The organism is Streptomyces sp. SID4985 (assembly GCF_009863025.1).
Taxonomy (GTDB): Bacteria; Actinomycetota; Actinomycetes; order Streptomycetales; family Streptomycetaceae; genus Streptomyces.
The window spans coordinates 1-17,400 of sequence record NZ_WWIR01000444.1 but is presented as its reverse complement, the minus strand read 5'-3'; the positions used below and the strand labels follow the sequence as shown (position 1 = coordinate 17,400).

The window sequence follows — 17,400 nt, the reverse complement described above, 5'->3', positions numbered from 1 at the left end:
CGTGGGCCGGGTCGGCTGCGGCGGCCGGGTCAGCCACGTCGACCGCGTCGGTCACGGGCCGCCCGGCCGCGTCCGGAAGCGGCTCCCCGTCGACGGCGGCCGCCACGGCTCCGCCCCCGGCCGCTGACCCGCCGGACGGCGACCCCGCCGCCTCCGCCGTCGCCACCACCTTCAGTGCCGTCAGCAGCGGAGCGACCGAGGGTTCATGGCGGAGCGGTACGTCGTCGCCGTCCGTGTCCAGGGGGACGCCCGCGGCCGTGAGGGCGCGGCGGAGGACCGGGATGCTGGAGCCCGCGCGGACCAGGACGGCCATGTCGCTCCAGGCGACGCCGTCCTCCAGGTGGGCGCGGCGCAGGATGTCGGCGATGTTGGCGAGCTCGGTGCCGGGCGTCGGGTAGGTGTACGCCTCGACGCGGCCACCCTCGCGCACCGCCGTCGGCTCGCGGTGTGCGCGCACCTTGTCGGCGGGCAGGCGGCGCAGCGGCATCCGCTGGGTGATCAGCCGGGTCGCGGCGAGCAGGTCCGCGCCGCTGCGGCGGGAGGTGCGGAGCACCTGGACGGCGGCCGGACCGCCGTCCGCGCGCGGGAAGGTCTCGGGGAAGTCGAGGATGCCATTCACGTCGGCGCCCCGGAAGGTGTAGATCGACTGGTCCGGGTCACCGAAGGCGACCAGCGTGCGCCCGCCCCCGGCCAGCGCGCGCAGCAGCCGTACCTGCGCGGGGTCGGTGTCCTGGTACTCGTCGACGTACACCGCGTCGTACCGCGCGGCGAGGTCGGCCGCGTACTCGGGGCGGTCGGCGAGGAGCACCGCGCGGTGGACGAGTTCCGCGTAGTCGATGACGCCCTGGAGGTCGATGACGTCCAGGTACTCGGCGAGGAAGGCGGCGGCCGCGCGCCAGTCGGGGCGGCCGATGCCGTGCGCGAAGGCGTCCAGCGCCTCGGGTCCGAGGCCCAGCTCGCGGGTGCGCGCGAGGACGGCGCGCACCTCGTCGGCGAAGCCGCGCGTGGTCAGGCAGGCGCGCAGGTCGTCGGGCCAGCGCACGTGCGCGAGGCCGAGCCGTTCCAGCTCGGGCTGGCCCGCGAGCAGTCCGCGCACGGTGACGTCCTGCTCGGGGCCGGAGAGCAGCCGCAGCGGCTGGGCGAAGCGGTCGGCGTCCTGGTGGGCGCGGACCAGGGCGTAGCAGTACGAGTGGAAGGTGGTGGCGCGGGGCGCGCGGGCGGCGCCCATGCGCCGGGCCATCCGGTCGCGCAGCTCTACGGCGGCCTTGCGGCTGAAGGTCAGCACCAGGACGCGGTCGGGGTCGCCGCCCCGGGCCACGCGCGCGGCGACGGACTCGACCAGGGTGGTGGTCTTGCCAGTGCCGGGTCCGGCGAGGACGAGCAGCGGTCCCGCCTCGTGCTCAACCACGGCGCGCTGTCCGGCGTCCAGGCGAGGGGGGTCGAACCGCGCCGGAGGGGTACGCACCAGTCGGTAGGCGCCACGAAGCGCCTGCCGCCCCTGGGGGTGCGGCAGGCGCCCGGTGGAGGAAGAGGAGCTCAAGTGGTTCGCCGGTCCTGGTGGTCCTGGTGGTCGTACGGGTGGGCGGAGGCACGCGGCACGCGCGGCGCGCGGAGCCCCCGCCCCACGAACGTACGCCATCCCTCGGACGTGCCCGGTTCCTCCCGGACTCGCCGGGTACGTCCCGTAAGGGGGCGGGTACGTCCCGTAGGGGATGCAGTGCGTCCCGTAAGGGGTGTGGACGGTCTCGTAGGGGGCGCGGGCCGTCCCGTAGGGGGCCGCGCACGTCCGGTCGGGGTCCGCCCCGGGTCACCGGTGCGCCGTTCGTGTGTCCCCTACGGGCCGCGCGTTCCCCTCCGCGGCACCGGATGCCGGAAGCTGTCAGGTGTGACCTTCCGTGCCCGCTTCGCCGTCCCACCGCGCCCGCCGCATGTCGAGCCGGGGCATCCGGCCGCGCCCGCTGCCGCCCGGCTCCTTCAGTGGAGTGCCCTCGGCCCGGTAGTGGTCGAGGGCGTGCCGCTCGTGGCCCGGCAGCAGCGCGCCGTCGGCCCGCACCACGCGCCACCAGGGCACCGCGCCGCCGTAGAGGGCCATCGCCCGGCCCACCTGGCGCGGCCCGCCCTCGGGGCGCCCGGCACCCCCGGTGCGCTCCCGGCGCTCGTCCTCCAGCCACTCGGCGACGTCGCCGTAGGTCATGACCCGGCCGGACGGGATCAGCTCGGCCACCTCCAGGACGCGCTCGGCGTACTCGGGAAGCGCGTCGCCGGACCCGTCGGGCCCGTCCTGGACGTCACCGTCGGGGCTCTGCTCGCTCATCCGCCCCATCCTGCCGCACGGCACCGACAACGGGTACGGAAGCCCGCCAACCCCCTGATTCGCACCCTGATGCCCCCTTGTACCGGTCGGACGTGCCACCATCGTCCGGGCGGTGACCGGTGATACGAGACCAAGAAGAGACGATGAAGCAACAGGGTGTGCACCCCGAGGACGCGGAGGGCACCCCTGGCGCGGCCGCGCGTCCAGACACCTCCCGCAAGGGTTCGGACGACTCCCGTAAGGGTTCGGACGACAAAGGCCGGGGACGCGACCGGGGTGAACCCGAGGGCCGCGAGCCGGAGAGCCGCGAGCCGGAGGGCCGCCGCTTCTGGCCCCCGCAGATCCCCGCCCGCCAGCGCCACTCCAGTGGCGCCGACGACACGCACCCCGGCGAGGTCGAGGGCGACGAACCGTTGCTTCCCGCGCGGGTGCACCGCCCCTCCGACCTCATGCGGCTCGGGATCGGCCTGCTGGCCATCGCGCTGCTGCTGGCGCTCGCCGCGTTCGCGCACGGCACCACCTCGGGCCTCGAACAGGACATCCACAAGGGCACCGGGCAGGCGCCCGACCTGCTGATCAAGATCGCGGGACTGGCGTCCAGCATCGCGATCCTGCTCGTCCCCGTCGCCTTCGCCATCGAGCGGCTGATCAAACGCGACGGCCTGCGCATCGCCGACGGCGTGCTCGCGGCCGTCCTCGCGCACGGGGTGACACTCGCGACCGACCTGTGGGTCGCACGGGCCGCCCCGACCTCCATCCAGGAGGCGCTGACCCAGCCCGCGCCGGGCGACATCCACGCGCTGACCGACCCGGTGCACGGCTATCTCGCGCCCGTCATCGCGTACATGACGGCCGTCGGCATGTCCCGCAGACCCCGCTGGCGGGCGGTGCTGTGGATCGTGCTGCTGCTCGACGCGTTCTCGATGCTGGTCACCGGCTACACCACCCCGTTCGCGATCATCCTGACGGTGCTGATCGGCTGGACCATCGCCTACGGCACCCTCTACGCGGTCGGCTCGCCCAACGTACGGCCCACCGGCCGGACCCTGATGGCGGGCCTGCGCACCGTCGGCTTCCACCCGGTCAGCGCGGTCCGCGAGGAGACCCCGGAGTCGGAGAACGGCGACCGGGGGCGGCGCTACTTCGTCACCCTGGAGGACGGCCCCCCGCTGGACGTCACGGTCGTCGACCGCGAACAACAGGCGCAGGGCTTCTTCTACCGCGCCTGGCGCAACCTCACCCTGCGCGGCTTCGCCACCCGCTCCAGCCTCCAGTCGCTGCGCCAGGCCCTGGAACAGGAGGCCCTGCTCGCCTACGCGACGGCCGCCGCCGGGGCCCACGTGCCCAAGCTGATCGCCACCTCCGAGCTGGGCCCCGACGCCGTGATGCTGGTCTACGAGCACACCGGCGGCCGCAGGCTGGACGCCCTGCCCGACGACGAGATCACCGACGAGCTGCTCCACAAGGTCTGGCACCAGGTGCGGGCCCTGCAGTCGCGGCGCATCGCGCACCGCAGGCTCGCGGGCGACGCCGTACTGGTGGATCGTTCCGGCAAGGTGATCCTGACCGAGCTGCGCGGCGGCGAGATCGCGGCGGGCGATCTGCTGCTGCGCATGGACGTGGCCCAGATGCTCACCACGCTCGGCCTCAGGGTCGGCGCCGAGCGGGCCGTCGCCGCGGCGGTCAAGGTGCTCGGCCCGGACGCGGTGGCCGGCTGTCTGCCGATGCTCCAGCCCATCGCGCTCACCCGCTCCACCCGCGCGACCCTGCGCAAGCTCGCCCGTGAGCGGGCCGAGCGGGAGCGCGAGGCGGTCCTCGAGTCCTCCCGCCTTGCCAAGCAGGCCCGCCTTGAGGCGGCGTCGCAGGAGGGTGCGGCCCTTCCCGAGAAGCCCGACAAGAAGACCGTCCGCGCCGAACAGCGGGCCGAGAAGCGGGCCATCGACGAGGCGATCGACGAGGCCCGCGAGGAGGACCTGCTCACCCAGATCCGGCACCAGGTGCTGCGGATCAGGCCGCAGGCCCCGGTGGAGCCCGCCCGTCTGGAGCGGGTGCGGCCGCGCACCCTGATCAGCTTCATCGCGGGCGCGATCGGCGGGTACTTCCTGCTGACCCAGCTCACCCACATCGAGTTCGGCACGCTGTTCGCGCAGGCCCAGTGGGGCTGGGTGGCGGCGGCGGTGGGCTTCTCCGCGCTCAGCTACGTGGCCGCCGCGATGGCGCTGCTCGGCTTCGTGCCGGAGCGGGTGCCGTTCCTGCGGACGGTGGCGGCGCAGGTGGCCGGTTCCTTCGTGAAGATCGTCGCCCCGGCGGCGGTCGGCGGTGTCGCGCTGAACACCCGCTTCCTCCAGCGCCAGGGCGTACGCCCCGGACTCGCGGTGGCGAGCGTCGGCGCCTCGCAGCTGTTCGGGCTCGGCTGCCACATCCTGATGCTGCTGTCCTTCGGCTATCTGACCGGCACTGAGAAGACCCCCTCGCTGTCGCCGTCCCGCACGGTCATCGCGGGGCTGCTGACGGTGGCGGTCCTGGTGCTGGTGGTGACCTCGGTGCCGCTGATGCGGAAGTTCGTGGTGACGCGGGTGCGGTCGCTGTTCGCGGGCGTGGTCCCGCGCATGCTGGACGTGCTCCAGCGGCCGCAGAAGCTCGTCACCGGCATCGGCGGGATGCTCCTGCTGACCGGCTGCTTCGTGATGTGCCTGGACGCCTCGATCCGGGCGTTCGGCGACGAGGCGGCGCACATCAGCATCGCCAGCGTCGCGGTCGTCTTCCTCGCGGGCAACGCGCTGGGCTCCGCCGCGCCGACGCCGGGTGGCGTGGGCGCGGTCGAGGCGACGCTCACGGTGGGTCTGATCGCGGTGGGCCTGCCGAAGGAGGTCGCGGCTCCGGCGGTGCTGCTGTTCCGGCTGTTGACCCTGTGGCTGCCGGTGCTGCCGGGGTGGCTGTCGTTCAACCAGCTGACCCGTAAGGGAGCGCTGTAGGGGGCGCTGTGGGGGCCGTCGCGGCGGCCCGGCGCCGGGTCGTACCTCGTACGGCCCGTGCCCCGCGCGCGGTGGCGTGCGCGCCGTGAGGATGGGGGCATGGCGATCCCCTCCCGGCCGCGCGCCGCAGCTCTGACCACCGGCGTCCTTCTCCTGGGGGCGCTGCTGGCCGGCTGCGACAGCACGCCGAAGACCGGGGATCTGACGAAGCAGAAGCTGGACTGGAAGGACTGCCCCGCCCCCTCCGAGGCGGAGGGCGGCGGCTCCCCGCCCTCCCCGCTGCCCGGCGGCGCCGAATGGCAGTGCGCGACCATGCGCGCGCCGCTGGACTGGGCCAAGCCCAAGGGCGACACGATCGGCATCGCCCTGATCCGCGCGAAGGCCAGTGGCCCGGCGAGCGAGCGCATCGGCTCCCTGGTGTTCAACTTCGGCGGCCCCGGCGGCAGCGGCGTCACCACGCTGCCCGCGTTCGGCGAGGACTACGCGGCCCTGCGCACCCGCTACGACCTGGTGAGCTTCGACCCGCGCGGGGTCGGCCGCAGCGACCCGGTGAAGTGCGAGAGCAACACTCAGCTCGACGTGTACTTCCAGCAGGACGCGACGCCGGACACGACGAACGAGGAGAGCCAACTCGTCAACCGCACCCGGAAGTTCAACGACGCCTGCGAGCGGAACTCCCGGCAGATCCTGCCGCACGTCCGCACCACCGACGCGGCCCGCGACATGGACCTGATGCGCCAGGTCCTCGGCGACGACAAGCTGCACTACTTCGGCATCTCCTACGGCACCGAACTCGGCGGCGTCTACGCCCACTTGTTCCCCAAGCGGGTCGGCCGAGCCGTCTTCGACGCGGTCGTGGACCCCACTCAGACGCCGGAGGAGGGGGCGCTCGGCCAGGCCCGCGGTTTCCAGCTCGCGCTGGACAACTTCGCGGACGACTGCACGTCGCAGATCGAGGACTGCCCCGTGGGCGACACCCCCCAGGACGTGAAGGACCGCATCGCCGGACTCCTCAAGTCCCTGGAGACAAAGCCCATTCCGGGCCTCCCCCCGCGCAAGCTGACCCAGACCGCCGCGACCAACGGCATCGCCCAGTCCCTGTACTCCAAGGACTTCTGGGAGTACCTCACCGAGGGCCTGCAGGACGCCTACGAGGGCGACGGCAGAATTCTCATGCTGCTGTCCGACTCCATGAACGGCCGCACCGAGAACGGCCAGTACAGCAACATCGCCGCCGCCAACGTCGCCATCAACTGCGCCGATGAGAAACCCCGTTACGACGCCGCCTACGTCCGCGACCGCCTCCCCGCCTTCCGCGCCGCCTCCCCCGTCTTCGGCGACTACCTCGCCTGGGGCATGGTCGGCTGCACCGACTGGGCCGTCCCCGGCGCCGCCGACCACCCCGACGTCCGCGCCCCCGGCGCCGCCCCCATCCTGGTCATCGGCAACACCGGCGACCCGGCGACCCCGTACGAGGGCGCCCGCGCGATGGCTAACGCCCTGGGCGAGGGCGTCGGCGTCGAACTCACCTACAAAGGCCAGGGACATGGCGCGTACGACAGCAAGAACCGTTGCGTGCAAGGGGCGGTGAACAGCTACCTGCTGAACGGCGAGGTGCCGGAGGCGAACACGGTGTGCTCCTGAGGCCGTTGTCGTACCCGCCCCTCACCATGGCCCCATGCTGACCGTCACCACCGGCCGGGGCCACACCGTGAAGCGCCCCTCCAAGCCGGCCATCGGCACCCTGCTCGGCAACCTCGGCCGCGCCGACGACCGACTGACCCTGCACCGGCAGGACGAGGACCACACGGACCACCACTACCTCCGCGTCCGCCTCTGCCCCAACAACACCTACGAACTGGAACACCGCGACGGCCCCGACTCCGCGCCCCACCGCACCCGCACCCTCTCCCAGGAGAAAGTGCGCCAGGCTCTCCTCGACTGGGCTGCGGACAAGCCCGGTTGGCGCGAGGATTTCATGTGGAACGAGTGGACTCCCGACGCCTGATGCCACTCAGCGGCCGTCCATCCTGCCTCTGACTTCTCTGGCCCGTGCCCGCAAAGCGGGAACGAGTTCAAGGTTGTCCCCGCGCTCGGCGCTCTGCAACAGCTCGGTGATGACGACCAGTTCAGCGAGGCGCCCGGCCGCGCAGCCGAGGAAGCCGGACAGCTCCCGCCGAACCCGCTCGGCGCTCTCCGGGACGGCGAGGCTGTAGGCGTGCAACATGGCGGCGTCGTAGCCGGCCGGTGCGATGCCCCACCCCTCCCAGTCGAGGATGCGAAGGTCGGGTCCGGTGAGGTTGGCCCAGTGGAGGTCGCCGTGGGCGGTGGTCCATGCGGGTGGGGTCGTGGGCACCGGGGCGTCGAGGAAGCCGAGGTATTTCGGCATGGCCCGATCCATGTACGCCTGCCGCACGGCGACGCGTTCGGTGGGCACGCCGGAGAGCCGCTCGAGGGCGGTACGCAGCTGAATCCACCAGCTCGCCGTCAAGCCGGACACGTCACCGGCTGTGAGTACGTGCCCGCCGACGTACTCGTACAGCTCGGCCCTGAACGCGTCCTCCCCTTCGGCCCACTCCCGCACCGCACGCAGCCGGGGTCTCGGGACCTCCAGTGGCACGGCCCGCTCCGCGTCCTCCGGCCCAGCCCACAGCTTGCCGCTCGCCTTGCCCACCGGACTGTGAACGACTCGCAGCCAACCAGCTCCGTGGGCGCCGATGACCGCCCTCCCCAACGTTCGTCCCCTCCACCCCCACGCTTCCCCGACAGGGTCAGAGGAGCCGATAGCGGCACCGAGCACACCACAGGCCACACCGTGAGCCTCACGCATTCTCCGGACCACTCCGGAATCGTCAGGTTCCGAGAACATCGATGACCTTTCGCAGACGTCGCCCGGACAAACGCTCACGAGCGGCAGCGCCCAAGGCGTCGGCCCAGTGTGCCGGGCTACTTGCCGACAGCAGCACCTGCGACACCCCCGGAGCCGAGAGAGCAACCAGCAGTGCGGCTTGGGTCGGGGAGACGGCCGGGTCAATGAGCCGTCCCAGTTCTGTCGTCATCGCGCCGACCAGTTCACCGCCCGCGAGCGGGGCGGACGCGAATACGTCGATCCCTGCCCGGCGGGCCTCGTCCAGTGGCCCGCGCCCGTCGAGCGCATCCGCAAGCACGGCGAGGTGCACGAGCGAGACCGGCAGCTGCACAGCGCGGAAGTGATGACTCGGACCGCCCACGGCCTTTGCCAGGGCCGTCAGTTCGGAGACGGTGAACATGCCGCTCGTCAGGCCCGACCACGTGGCTACTCCGTACCCTCCGATCCGGCCGTCCGCCGCGGCGTTCTCCAGTTCCTCGAATACGTCCGTCAGCGTCACGTATCCACCGCTCGGGCTGGTCGCACCGCACTCAGGATTGTGCACAAAGACCAGGTCAGGTGCTCGGCCGAGGCGACTGCGGCTGAGGCCGAGCTGCCAGGCGACATAGCCACGGGCAAGGCAGTGCTCCTGATCGCCGTCACCCGGCAGCACACCGGCGTGCAGAGCCGCCTGTCGATCGGCACGCGGTACGAAGCCGACCTTGGTCGAGACGCGAACCTCCGGCCGGTCCGCGAGCGGCGCCCGTAGACCGGCTTCAGCCGTGCCCGAGGCGTAGTTCGGCGCCGTGTCGATCCATCTGACCCCGGCGTCCAGCGCGGCAGCGGTCGAACGAGGCACGTTCCGGCATCGATACGTACCGGCAGCGAGTAGAGCGGTCACTCGGCCCGCTCCACGGCCGCGACCTCGCCCTCCACCAGTTCACTCACGAGCAGGGCGACCTGTCCGACACGAAGACCGGCCGCTCGGGCAAGCGTGTCCAGGCGGTGGCGGCCTCCCTTCATCAGGAGAGCGAGCAGAGGAGCGGTCTGCGGGGAGAACGTCCACTCCTCGCCGCCCGCTCTCAGCACCGCGTGACCTTCCGGGTCACCGCCGAGCCACGCGCGGGCGGTCACCAGACGGACCGACAGGGCAGGGTCTGGCGGCACTCCCTCGACGTACGGCAGCGAAGGCGCGAGGCGCGCGGATTCGGTGGCATCGCGGACGGTCAGGAATCGGTCGATCAGTGTCCCGTCCTCGAACTCCTTGATGACGAGGTCACCGAGCGACCTCGCGAAGTCCGCCTTCTCTTCGTCGGTTCCGAAGCGGGGCAGATCGCTGCGCACGATCACCTCGCGTCGCATGTCCTCAGACAGCCATTGGAGGAGATCGGCACCGGTCGTCGTCTGCATGCCGCAGGTCAGGTGCAGCGAGTGGACCCCTTCGGACGCGGCGACCGCGTGCCACCAGCCGCGCGGGAGATAGAGCATGTCGCCCGCGCTCACGACCAGGTCGGCCAGCGGTTCGTTCGGCGGCGGCTCGGGCACCTCCGTGTCGCGGTGAAGAGGGGCCTGCCGGGTGGGCCCGTAGATCCGCCATCGTTTGGCGCCGTCGAGCTGAAGGATCAGCACGTCGTGATCGTCCCAGTGGATGCCGAATCCCTCTGCTGGAGTCCAGGAGGCGTAGGCGTTGACCTGAACACCCGTGCGCAGATGGCACTCCAGTCCCTGAGCGACTTCACCGATACCAGGGTGCAGTTCGTCGATCGCATCCAGGACGAGGGTGGCGCCCTCGGCGAGATGCTGGTGCAGGTCGGCCGGCTTGAGGCGGTGCCACACGGTGCTGCGCCTGGTCGTGACCGGCACCGTGTAGGCGTGTTGCGGCAGTGCCTCCCCGTTCATGGACAGGCGCAGACGCGGCGGTTCGAGTCGGTGGTGGGTGAGCAACCCGTTGAGGTCGCTCCAGTCGAGCAGACCGCCGAAGCGGTCGGGGGAACCGGGGAAGTGCCGGTAGGTGCGGCCGTACACCTGGGCGAGGAATTCCTCGCCCAGGTGCCCGACCACCGAAGATACGACGGTGGTCATCGGTCGGGGCCCTTCTCAGTCGTTTCCGTCGGAGCGTCCGGTGGAGCCGCCGTCGGAAGGCTGCTCGGCCCGCGAACGGGCGGCGGCGATGCGACGACGAGCGACGAGAAGGCCATCACCCTCCTGCTGTCGCCGGTCGGTGATCACACTCTGTTCAAGCATGTCTGTTTCTCCCTTGTCGTAGGCGGAAGCGAGCCGGTTGCCCCCTCCCGATGTGACGCTGTCGGCCTCATGAGCAGCCGTCGTGGCCGGACCGGCGACGTCAGTACGTGGCTTCCAGGTCTCTCCGGAAGCAGATCAGGTGGTGGGTGCGCCCCCGTGCTGCTCGCGCACGCGCCCGACGGCGGCCTGCTCCGACGGAGAGGAGTCGTCTTCGAGCTCGAACCAGACCGTTTTCCCTCCCTCGGTCGGTCGAGAACCCCAGGCGTGAGCCAGCGCAGCGACCATTGCGAGCCCGCGACCGTGCTCCTGGTCAGGGTTGGGTACTGCCGGCGGAACAAGGAGGCCGGGCTTTCCGTCCGTCGCCTCCAGCCGTACGCGAGAGCCGTCCCAGCTCATCGTGAGCCGACAGCCCTGGGGCGTGTGTACGACCGCATTCGCGATCACTTCCCCGGCCAGCAGCTCAAACGTCTGGATGGTCTCCTCCAGGAAGGGCAGACCCCAGCCGCGGATGATCTCGACAGCGCGACGGCGAGCGGCGGGGACGGCACCGGCCTCTGGCGGCACACGCAGTGACGACCGTTTGAGTTCTGCTGTTCGGAACGACATGAAGGGACGAACCTTCCTGACTGTGCGTCGGAGTTCCAGACAACCGCCCGAAGCAAGGACCGCCCAGAGCACAATGGACGCACCAATGCGGCATGCGTGTGTCATACCGGCGTCCTGGCTGGGGCTACGTGGCCGCAAGTCCGGCTCAGGCAGTCGAACCGGGAAGAGAGACCGACCATGGCGCATCACCACAACGGCCTGGCTGCCCGGCGCCGGATCGTGGGACTCACCCAAGAGACACTGGCCGAGCACCTGGGGGTGGACCGCTCCACCGTCGCGCGATGGGAGACCGGGCGCACCGCCCCGCAGCCTTGGATGCGCCCACGGCTGGCAAGGCTGCTGCGCGTCAGTGCGGAAGACCTGGAGGAGCTGCTGACGTCACGGCCCCTGGATCACAACGCTCTCGACGCCGAGGTGCCGCCTTCCGGCCGCATCGACCTGTTCACGGTCGCCGCGCTGCGTACGCGCTTCGAGGACTTCGCAGCTCAGTACGACCGCGAGCCATCCGCCCGCCTCATTGCTGAAGCCGCCGCTCAGCTCAGCAACGTCGCGCGTCTTGCTTCCGGGATCGTGCGAGGAAGGGCCCAGAGGGAACTGCACTCCCTGCACGCCGACGCGTGCACATTGATGGGCCAGCTCGTCTGGGACGCGTCCCAACGTCGGGACCACGTCACGGCGAAGGCGTACTACGAGCGGAGCGCCGAGGTCGCTCGCCACTTACGCGACACGACCCTGGAAGCGCACGCTCTGCTCCGCATTTGCTACATCGCTCTGTATGGATCGGGCGACGCGAAGGCAGGGCTCTCACTCGCGGAGCAGGCGGCAAAGATCGCCGACCGCACCAGCCCCGCCCTCTCCGGACTGGCGCTCCTGCACGCCGCCGAAGCCCACGCCATGCTGCGATCCACGTCCGCCTGCGAACGCGCTCTGTCTCGAGCGGAACGCCATCTCTCCCGCGCGGACGGGAGCGACGCCGCCGCAGAACTCGTCTCCCCCACTCAGATAGGCCGCCTGGCAGGCTCCTGCTATCTGTCCTTGGGCAATCACCGACGAGCCGAAGCCCTGCTGAGCGGTACAGCGGAGAAGTTGCGCGACAGGCGAAAGTCACTCGCGATCGTGCTGGGGAACCTTACGCTCGCCCGTATCCGGCAGGGCAACGTGGAGGGCGCCATCGCGAGTCTCACCGAGGCCATCGCGGAACTGGAGACCACACGCGGCGGAGGTGGCATGAACATCGTCTTCTCAGCCGCCCGCGAACTGCGTCCTTGGCGGAACGAAGCTCTGGTCGCGGAGGCGCACGACCGTCTCTTCGGCCTGATGACGGCCGTATAGAACGAGGGAGATCAGGTGACAGCCAGCACGTCCCTGGAGCAGGCCAAGCAGGCGGTACGGATGCAGGTCTGGGATGCCCTTGCCGCTGCCGATGCCGTGCGTGATGTCTCCGTGCACGGGCGCATCCCCAACTTCAAGGGCGCCGAGGAAGCAGCGGACCGGCTTGCCGGGCTCGGGGAATGGCAGCAGGCGCGCACGGTGAAGGCAGTACCAGACAAGGCCCAACTTACGGTCCGGGCAAGGGCTTTGGCCGAGGGTAAAACCCTATACATGGCGGTACCGAAGCTGGCCTCCCCCAAGCCCTTCTATCTCCTCGACCCCGCCACTCTCACCGTCCCACCCGTCGAAGCCGCCTCCAGTCGCACCGCGGCCACCATCGCCCCGACGGTCGACGTCGACTCCCTCCGCCCGCTGGACCTGATCGTCCTGGGCAGCGTCGCCGTCAACCGCGACGGCGCCCGCATCGGCAAGGGCGCCGGATACTCGGACATCGAGTTCGCCCTGCTGGCAGAGGCGGGGCTGGTGACGCCAAGTACCGTCGTCGTCACGACCGTTCATGAACTCCAGGTGACCGGGATTCCGATCCCCACGACAGAGCACGATGTAGGCGTCGACTTGATCGTCACGCCCGCCGAGACCATCGTCTGCCCGAAGCCGCACCGACCGACCGGCCTCGACTGGTCCGCCCTCACGGCGGCAAAGATCGCAGCGATACCGTCCCTCGCAGCGCGGTACCCGGCTTGAGATCGGGCGCTGCCAACCACCCTCGTCCCGGCCGTACTTGATATGCGCCGCCAGCCCGATGGCATTCCCGGACGCGCAGATCGTCAGCCATGCCTGAGGGGCAGGGAGCGGGTGTGCGGGTGGTGGGAGATGTCGAGCATGCACAGGATCGCGGGGAGGATCGCGATCAGGGGGATCAGGGTGGTCCACGAGGCCGGCACGGGGTGGCTCCTGCGGCTCGGGGGCTTACGGCACCTCGGCCGGCACGATGAACAGCCCCGCCACCTTCTCGTCCTCGTCGAAGGCGACCCGCGCCTTCATATCGCCCGCCTCGTAGCGCAGGGGGACGTCGACGACCGCGTGGTCGCCGACGCGGCGGACGAAGGGGGCGGTGTCGGCGAAACCCTCGAAGGCGCCGACCAGGCCGGTGACGGTGGCGAGGCCGTCGCCGCGGACCTCGTCGGTGAAGGCTTCGAGGACCTGGGAGTTGAAGGAGCGCCGCGCTTCGTCCATGCGGTTCTCCAGGACATCCCGCACGATCCGGGTCGCGCGTTCCGCCGCGTCCGTCAGGCGCACCGTCTTGTCCATGGGTTCTGCCGTTCGGGGACCGATGGGTTTGCCGAACCGCTGAAGGCGGCCTGGCGGTGACGCCCGGCAGGTCACCGATCTCCTGCCAGGTGTGGCCCGCGTCCCGGCACTGCCGGACGCACACCCGTGCGCGTCAAAGAACCTTTACGCACCGCCCACTTGTGGACCGTGCCGCCCCGGCCGCACGGTGGCTCCGTGATCACTTGGTTGAGCGCCCGAAGCGCGTGGTTGCAAGTTCTGGTCCTGTGGGCGGTCGCACTGACCGCCGCCCTGGCCGGGGTCGCGGTCGACCGGGCCTTCCTGGAGCACCCGCCCCTGGAGCCCCTCGCGTCCGCTCTCCCCATGGCGGCGGGCGGCGGCCTCCTCCTCGCCGTCGCCTGCGCCGGGGGACTGCGGAAGAGGCGGCAGCGGCACTGACGGCAGAACGACAGAGGCCCACCGCGCCCGCACAATGCGGCGCCGTGGGCCTCCCTCGAACTCAAGCGAAAAACTCAGTACACCGGCTTCTCCGGCTCGATCTGGTTCACCCAGCCGATCACGCCGCCGCCCACGTGGACCGCGTCGGCGAAGCCCGCCGACTTCAGCACCGCCAGGACCTCCGCGCTGCGGACGCCCGTCTTGCAGTGGAGGACGATGCGCTTGTCGTGGGGGAGGGATTCGAGGGCGGAGCCCATGAGGAACTCGTTCTTCGGGATCAGCTTGGCGCCCGGGATGGAGACGATCTCGTACTCGTTCGGCTCGCGGACGTCGATGATCTCGATGTTCTCGCCGTCGTCGATCCACTCCTTGAGCTGCTTGGGAGTGATCGTGGAGCCGGTGGCGGCCTGCTGGGCCTCCTCGGAGACGACGCCGCAGAACGCCTCGTAGTCGATCAGCTCCGTGACGGTCGGGTTCTCGCCGCACACCGCGCAGTTGGGGTCCTTGCGGACCTTGACCTGGCGGTACTGCATCTCCAGGGCGTCGTAGATCATCAGGCGGCCGACCAGCGGGGCGCCGATGCCCGCGAGCAGCTTGATCGCCTCGTTGACCTGGATGGAGCCGATCGACGCGCAGAGCACGCCGAGCACACCGCCCTCGGCGCAGGAGGGGACCATGCCGGGCGGCGGGGGCTCCGGGTAGAGGCAGCGGTAGCAGGGGCCGTACTCGGACCAGAAGACGGAGGCCTGGCCGTCGAAACGGTAGATCGAGCCCCAGACGTACGGCTTGTTCAGCAGCACGCACGCGTCGTTGACCAGGTAGCGCGTGGCGAAGTTGTCCGTGCCGTCGACGATCAGGTCGTACTGACCGAAGATCTCCAGCACGTTCTCGGCTTCCAGCCGCTCCTCGTGCAGGACCACGTTCACGTACGGGTTGATGCCCTTGACCGTGTCCCGCGCGGACTCGGCCTTGGAGCGGCCGATGTCGGCCTGGCTGTGGATGATCTGGCGCTGGAGGTTCGACTCGTCGACCTCGTCGAACTCCACGATGCCGAGCGTGCCGACGCCCGCCGCCGCCAGGTACATCAGCGCGGGCGAGCCCAGGCCGCCGGCACCCACGCAGAGCACCTTGGCGTTCTTCAGCCGCTTCTGCCCGTCCATCCCGACGTCCGGGATGATCAGGTGGCGGGAGTACCGGCGGACCTCGTCTACGGTGAGCTCGGCGGCGGGCTCGACCAGGGGTGGCAGCGACACGGGGACTCCGTTGGTCGGTCGTTCACTACGGTTGTTCTTCCCGTAACACTGCCACGCGTTTCTTCATTCCGAGACACCCGTTCCGACCTGCGAGACGATGTCGTCCCAGTGGCCGGGCATGGTCTCCCAGGGGTTCTCCTGGCCGCCCCGGTCGGTGCGGTCGGTGAGGTAGACCGTGCCCGCGCCCTGCCAGCGGGCGATGCGCAGCGCCTCCTCCAGATGGCCGCGCGGCACGCCGTGGACGACGTGGCAGAAGCGGTCGGCCGGGTAGTCGGCCGTCCACTCCGCGACCTGCGACCAGCGGTACTCGGTCCAGGGGCCGCGGAAGGTCACCAGCTGGTCGGCGTTCTCCGCGTACCCCGGGTGCGGATGGCAGCCGTGGCCGAGCACGATGTACGCGCCGTCGCGCAGCGCCCGCAGGGTGGTGACCAGGCGGCGGACCTCCGGGAGCGCGGCACGGTCGGCCGGGCAGCGCTCCAGGAGGAAGCCGTCCACCTGGTACCAGTCGAGGTGGCGCCGGGCGTCGCCGAGCAGGTCGGCCAGGGAGCGCGTGCCCTGCGCCAGGTCGAGATGGCCGAGGACGCGGACCCCGCCGTTGCGCAGCCGCCCCGACGCCTCCAGGCAGTGCGGGTCGGGGCAGACGCCGGGCCCCGCCGCCACGTTGAGCACGACCCAGTCCAGGGGCGTGCCGGGCCGGGTGAGTTCCGCCCACTGGGACGGGGCGACCAGGGGGTGGGCGAAGTCGTAGACCCCGAGGCCGGTACGCACCGTAGTGCCACCCGCCTTCATGAGATCCGGACCGCTGCCACCCGCCAGACCTGGCCCACCACCGCCGCCCGCCAGATCCGGCCCCCCGCCGCCACCCGTCAGATTCGGCACGCCGCCTCCATCCAGATGTCGGCCAGCGACTCCTCCAGGTTGATCCGCGGCCGCCAGCCGAGCCGGTCGCGTGCCGTGCGGACGTCGGCCTGCTGCCAGCTGCCGCAGCCGTCCGGGTAGGGGAAGGCGACCGGCGCCGCGTGGTCGACGTCGCCGCGCGGATGCCCGAGCGGGCCGCGCAACGGCCCTGGCGGGGCGTCGAGTTCGTGCAGGGAGCCGCCGTATCCGGCGACCCGGGCGAGCACGGCGGCGGCGTCGCGCAGCCGGACCGCGCGGCCCGAGCCGATGTTGATGACGCCCTGTGCGGCGGAGAGCGAGGCGGCGTGCACCGCGCGCGCGACATCGCGTACGTCCACGAAGTCGCGCTGGACGCCCAGGCCGCCGAGCTTCAGCTCGCCGTCACCGGCCTGCATGGCGCGGCGCATGGCCTCGGCGAGTCTGCCCAGCGGGGAGCCCGCCGGGGTGCCCGGCCCCGCGGGCGAGAACACCCGCAGCACGACGGCGTCGAGGCCCGAGCCGAGGACCAGTTCGGTCGCGGCGAGCTTGCTCACGCCGTACGGACCGCCGGGGCGGGGTACGGCGTCCTCGGCCGTGGAGGAGCCGGGTTGGCTGGGACCGTACTCGGAGCCGCAGCCGATCTGCACCAGCCGGGCGCCGCAGCCGCTGCGGCGCAGCGCCTCGCACACGGTGGCCACGGCGACCGTGTTGTGCCGGGTCAGCTCGCGGGCACCGCCCCTGGTGGCACCCGCGCAGTTGACGACGACTCCGGGGTGGACGGCGTCCAGGAACCGGGTGAGAGCGCCGGGGCTGCCGGTGGCGAGGTCGAAGCGGACGTCGGCGTCGTCACCCCGGCCCAGCGCGGTGAGCTGGACGGCCGGGTCGGCGAGCAGCCGGTCGGCGACGAAGCGGCCGATGTATCCGTTGGCTCCGATCAGCAGGACCCTCATCGGGCGGCTCCCGGGGTGCGCGGTGTGGCAGCTCCCACGGACCCGGACGCTCCGGGCGTTCCGTGTCGGGAGGTGGTCATCAGGTGTTCTCCTTCGCGGGGTCTGAGGGGCGGGGTCGGCCCCTGCGCGGGGCCTGGCGCCGTCCGCCGGGTACCGGCGCGCCCCGTACGGGCTGCGGCGGGACCGGTCGGGGACGGCGGTGGGGGGTTCACTCGGCCGCTCCGGTGGGGGCGTGGGCCGAGGCACGGGTGAGGGTGCGCAGCGCGTGGACCAG

The 17,400-nt window shown here is 71.3% G+C and carries 17 protein-coding genes; 6 read left to right on the top strand and 11 right to left on the bottom strand.

The window, feature by feature from the left end; genetic code table 11:
• The coding region (locus GTW40_RS19605) for an ATP-dependent helicase (protein WP_237525585.1) at window positions 1-1,540 on the bottom strand (1,540 nt) is incomplete at its 3' end.
• 339 nt (window positions 1,541-1,879) lie between these two features.
• Window positions 1,880-2,314: an MGMT family protein gene (locus GTW40_RS19600; protein WP_161181503.1), complete on the bottom strand. Its 435-nt coding sequence runs from the start codon at window positions 2,312-2,314 to the stop codon at window positions 1,880-1,882.
• A gap of 143 nt (window positions 2,315-2,457) precedes the next feature.
• Between GTW40_RS19600 and GTW40_RS19595 the strand changes: the two genes are divergently transcribed.
• The 3 genes from GTW40_RS19595 (at window position 2,458) to GTW40_RS19585 (ending at window position 7,297) form a co-directional block, all read left to right on the top strand.
• Window positions 2,458-5,289, top strand: a complete 2,832-nt coding sequence (locus tag GTW40_RS19595) for a lysylphosphatidylglycerol synthase transmembrane domain-containing protein (RefSeq protein ID WP_161181502.1) — start codon at window positions 2,458-2,460, stop codon at window positions 5,287-5,289.
• 99 nt (window positions 5,290-5,388) lie between these two features.
• Window positions 5,389-6,933 (top strand): alpha/beta hydrolase, encoded by a 1,545-nt coding sequence (locus GTW40_RS19590; RefSeq protein WP_161181501.1) that lies wholly within the window; start codon window positions 5,389-5,391, stop codon window positions 6,931-6,933.
• 34 nt (window positions 6,934-6,967) lie between these two features.
• Window positions 6,968-7,297 carry a hypothetical protein gene (locus GTW40_RS19585; RefSeq protein ID WP_237525583.1) on the top strand — a complete coding sequence of 110 codons (330 nt, stop codon included), beginning with the start codon at window positions 6,968-6,970 and terminating at the stop codon, window positions 7,295-7,297.
• A 6-nt stretch (window positions 7,298-7,303) separates the two neighbouring features.
• On the opposite strand, the gene GTW40_RS19580 is transcribed toward GTW40_RS19585, so the two are convergent.
• The 5 genes from GTW40_RS19580 to GTW40_RS19565 all read right to left on the bottom strand — a co-directional run bounded on the left by GTW40_RS19580 (window position 7,304) and on the right by GTW40_RS19565 (window position 10,987).
• Complete coding sequence (locus tag GTW40_RS19580; protein ID WP_237525582.1) at window positions 7,304-7,963, bottom strand: phosphotransferase; 660 nt, start codon at window positions 7,961-7,963, stop codon at window positions 7,304-7,306.
• A gap of 178 nt (window positions 7,964-8,141) precedes the next feature.
• Window positions 8,142-9,038: an aldo/keto reductase gene (locus tag GTW40_RS19575; protein ID WP_161181499.1), complete on the bottom strand. Its 897-nt coding sequence runs from the start codon at window positions 9,036-9,038 to the stop codon at window positions 8,142-8,144.
• Window positions 9,035-10,219, bottom strand: coding sequence for a cupin domain-containing protein (locus GTW40_RS19570; protein WP_161181498.1), 1,185 nt, complete (start codon window positions 10,217-10,219; stop codon window positions 9,035-9,037). Before GTW40_RS19570 ends, GTW40_RS19575 begins: the two co-directional genes overlap by 4 nt.
• A 15-nt stretch (window positions 10,220-10,234) precedes the next feature.
• On the bottom strand, window positions 10,235-10,381 hold the full coding sequence (locus tag GTW40_RS32745) for a hypothetical protein (RefSeq protein WP_202486133.1): 147 nt from the start codon (window positions 10,379-10,381) through the stop codon (window positions 10,235-10,237).
• 135 nt (window positions 10,382-10,516) lie between these two features.
• Entirely contained in the window at window positions 10,517-10,987 is a 471-nt protein-coding gene (locus GTW40_RS19565; protein WP_161181497.1) for an ATP-binding protein, read from the bottom strand.
• A gap of 177 nt (window positions 10,988-11,164) precedes the next feature.
• Here GTW40_RS19565 and GTW40_RS19560 point away from each other — a divergent pair, with 177 nt between their 5' ends.
• Together GTW40_RS19560 and GTW40_RS19555 are read left to right on the top strand one after the other, a co-directional pair.
• Window positions 11,165-12,319: a helix-turn-helix transcriptional regulator gene (locus GTW40_RS19560; RefSeq protein ID WP_161181496.1), complete on the top strand. Its 1,155-nt coding sequence runs from the start codon at window positions 11,165-11,167 to the stop codon at window positions 12,317-12,319.
• 15 nt (window positions 12,320-12,334) lie between these two features.
• A complete protein-coding gene (locus GTW40_RS19555) occupies window positions 12,335-13,063 on the top strand; it encodes a 5-formyltetrahydrofolate cyclo-ligase (protein WP_343245743.1) in 729 nt (242 codons plus the stop codon).
• A 225-nt stretch (window positions 13,064-13,288) separates the two neighbouring features.
• Here the strand turns inward: GTW40_RS19555 and GTW40_RS19550 are convergent, their stop codons facing one another.
• A complete protein-coding gene (locus tag GTW40_RS19550) occupies window positions 13,289-13,630 on the bottom strand; it encodes a DUF3887 domain-containing protein (RefSeq protein WP_161181495.1) in 342 nt (113 codons plus the stop codon).
• 228 nt (window positions 13,631-13,858) lie between these two features.
• On the opposite strand from GTW40_RS19550, the gene GTW40_RS19545 reads away from it, so the two are divergent.
• A complete protein-coding gene (locus GTW40_RS19545; protein WP_161181494.1) occupies window positions 13,859-14,047 on the top strand; it encodes a hypothetical protein in 189 nt (62 codons plus the stop codon).
• A 74-nt stretch (window positions 14,048-14,121) separates the two neighbouring features.
• Here GTW40_RS19545 and moeZ read toward each other — a convergent pair whose 3' ends face one another.
• The 3 genes from moeZ to GTW40_RS19530 form a co-directional block, all read right to left on the bottom strand.
• Window positions 14,122-15,300, bottom strand: coding sequence for an adenylyltransferase/sulfurtransferase MoeZ (gene moeZ / locus GTW40_RS19540; RefSeq protein ID WP_161181493.1), 1,179 nt, complete (start codon window positions 15,298-15,300; stop codon window positions 14,122-14,124).
• A 63-nt stretch (window positions 15,301-15,363) separates the two neighbouring features.
• A complete protein-coding gene (locus tag GTW40_RS19535) occupies window positions 15,364-16,089 on the bottom strand; it encodes a spherulation-specific family 4 protein (RefSeq protein WP_161181504.1) in 726 nt (241 codons plus the stop codon).
• A gap of 77 nt (window positions 16,090-16,166) precedes the next feature.
• Window positions 16,167-17,126 (bottom strand): NAD-dependent epimerase/dehydratase family protein, encoded by a 960-nt coding sequence (locus GTW40_RS19530; RefSeq protein WP_161181492.1) that lies wholly within the window; start codon window positions 17,124-17,126, stop codon window positions 16,167-16,169.
• Window positions 17,127-17,400 lie beyond the last annotated feature (274 nt).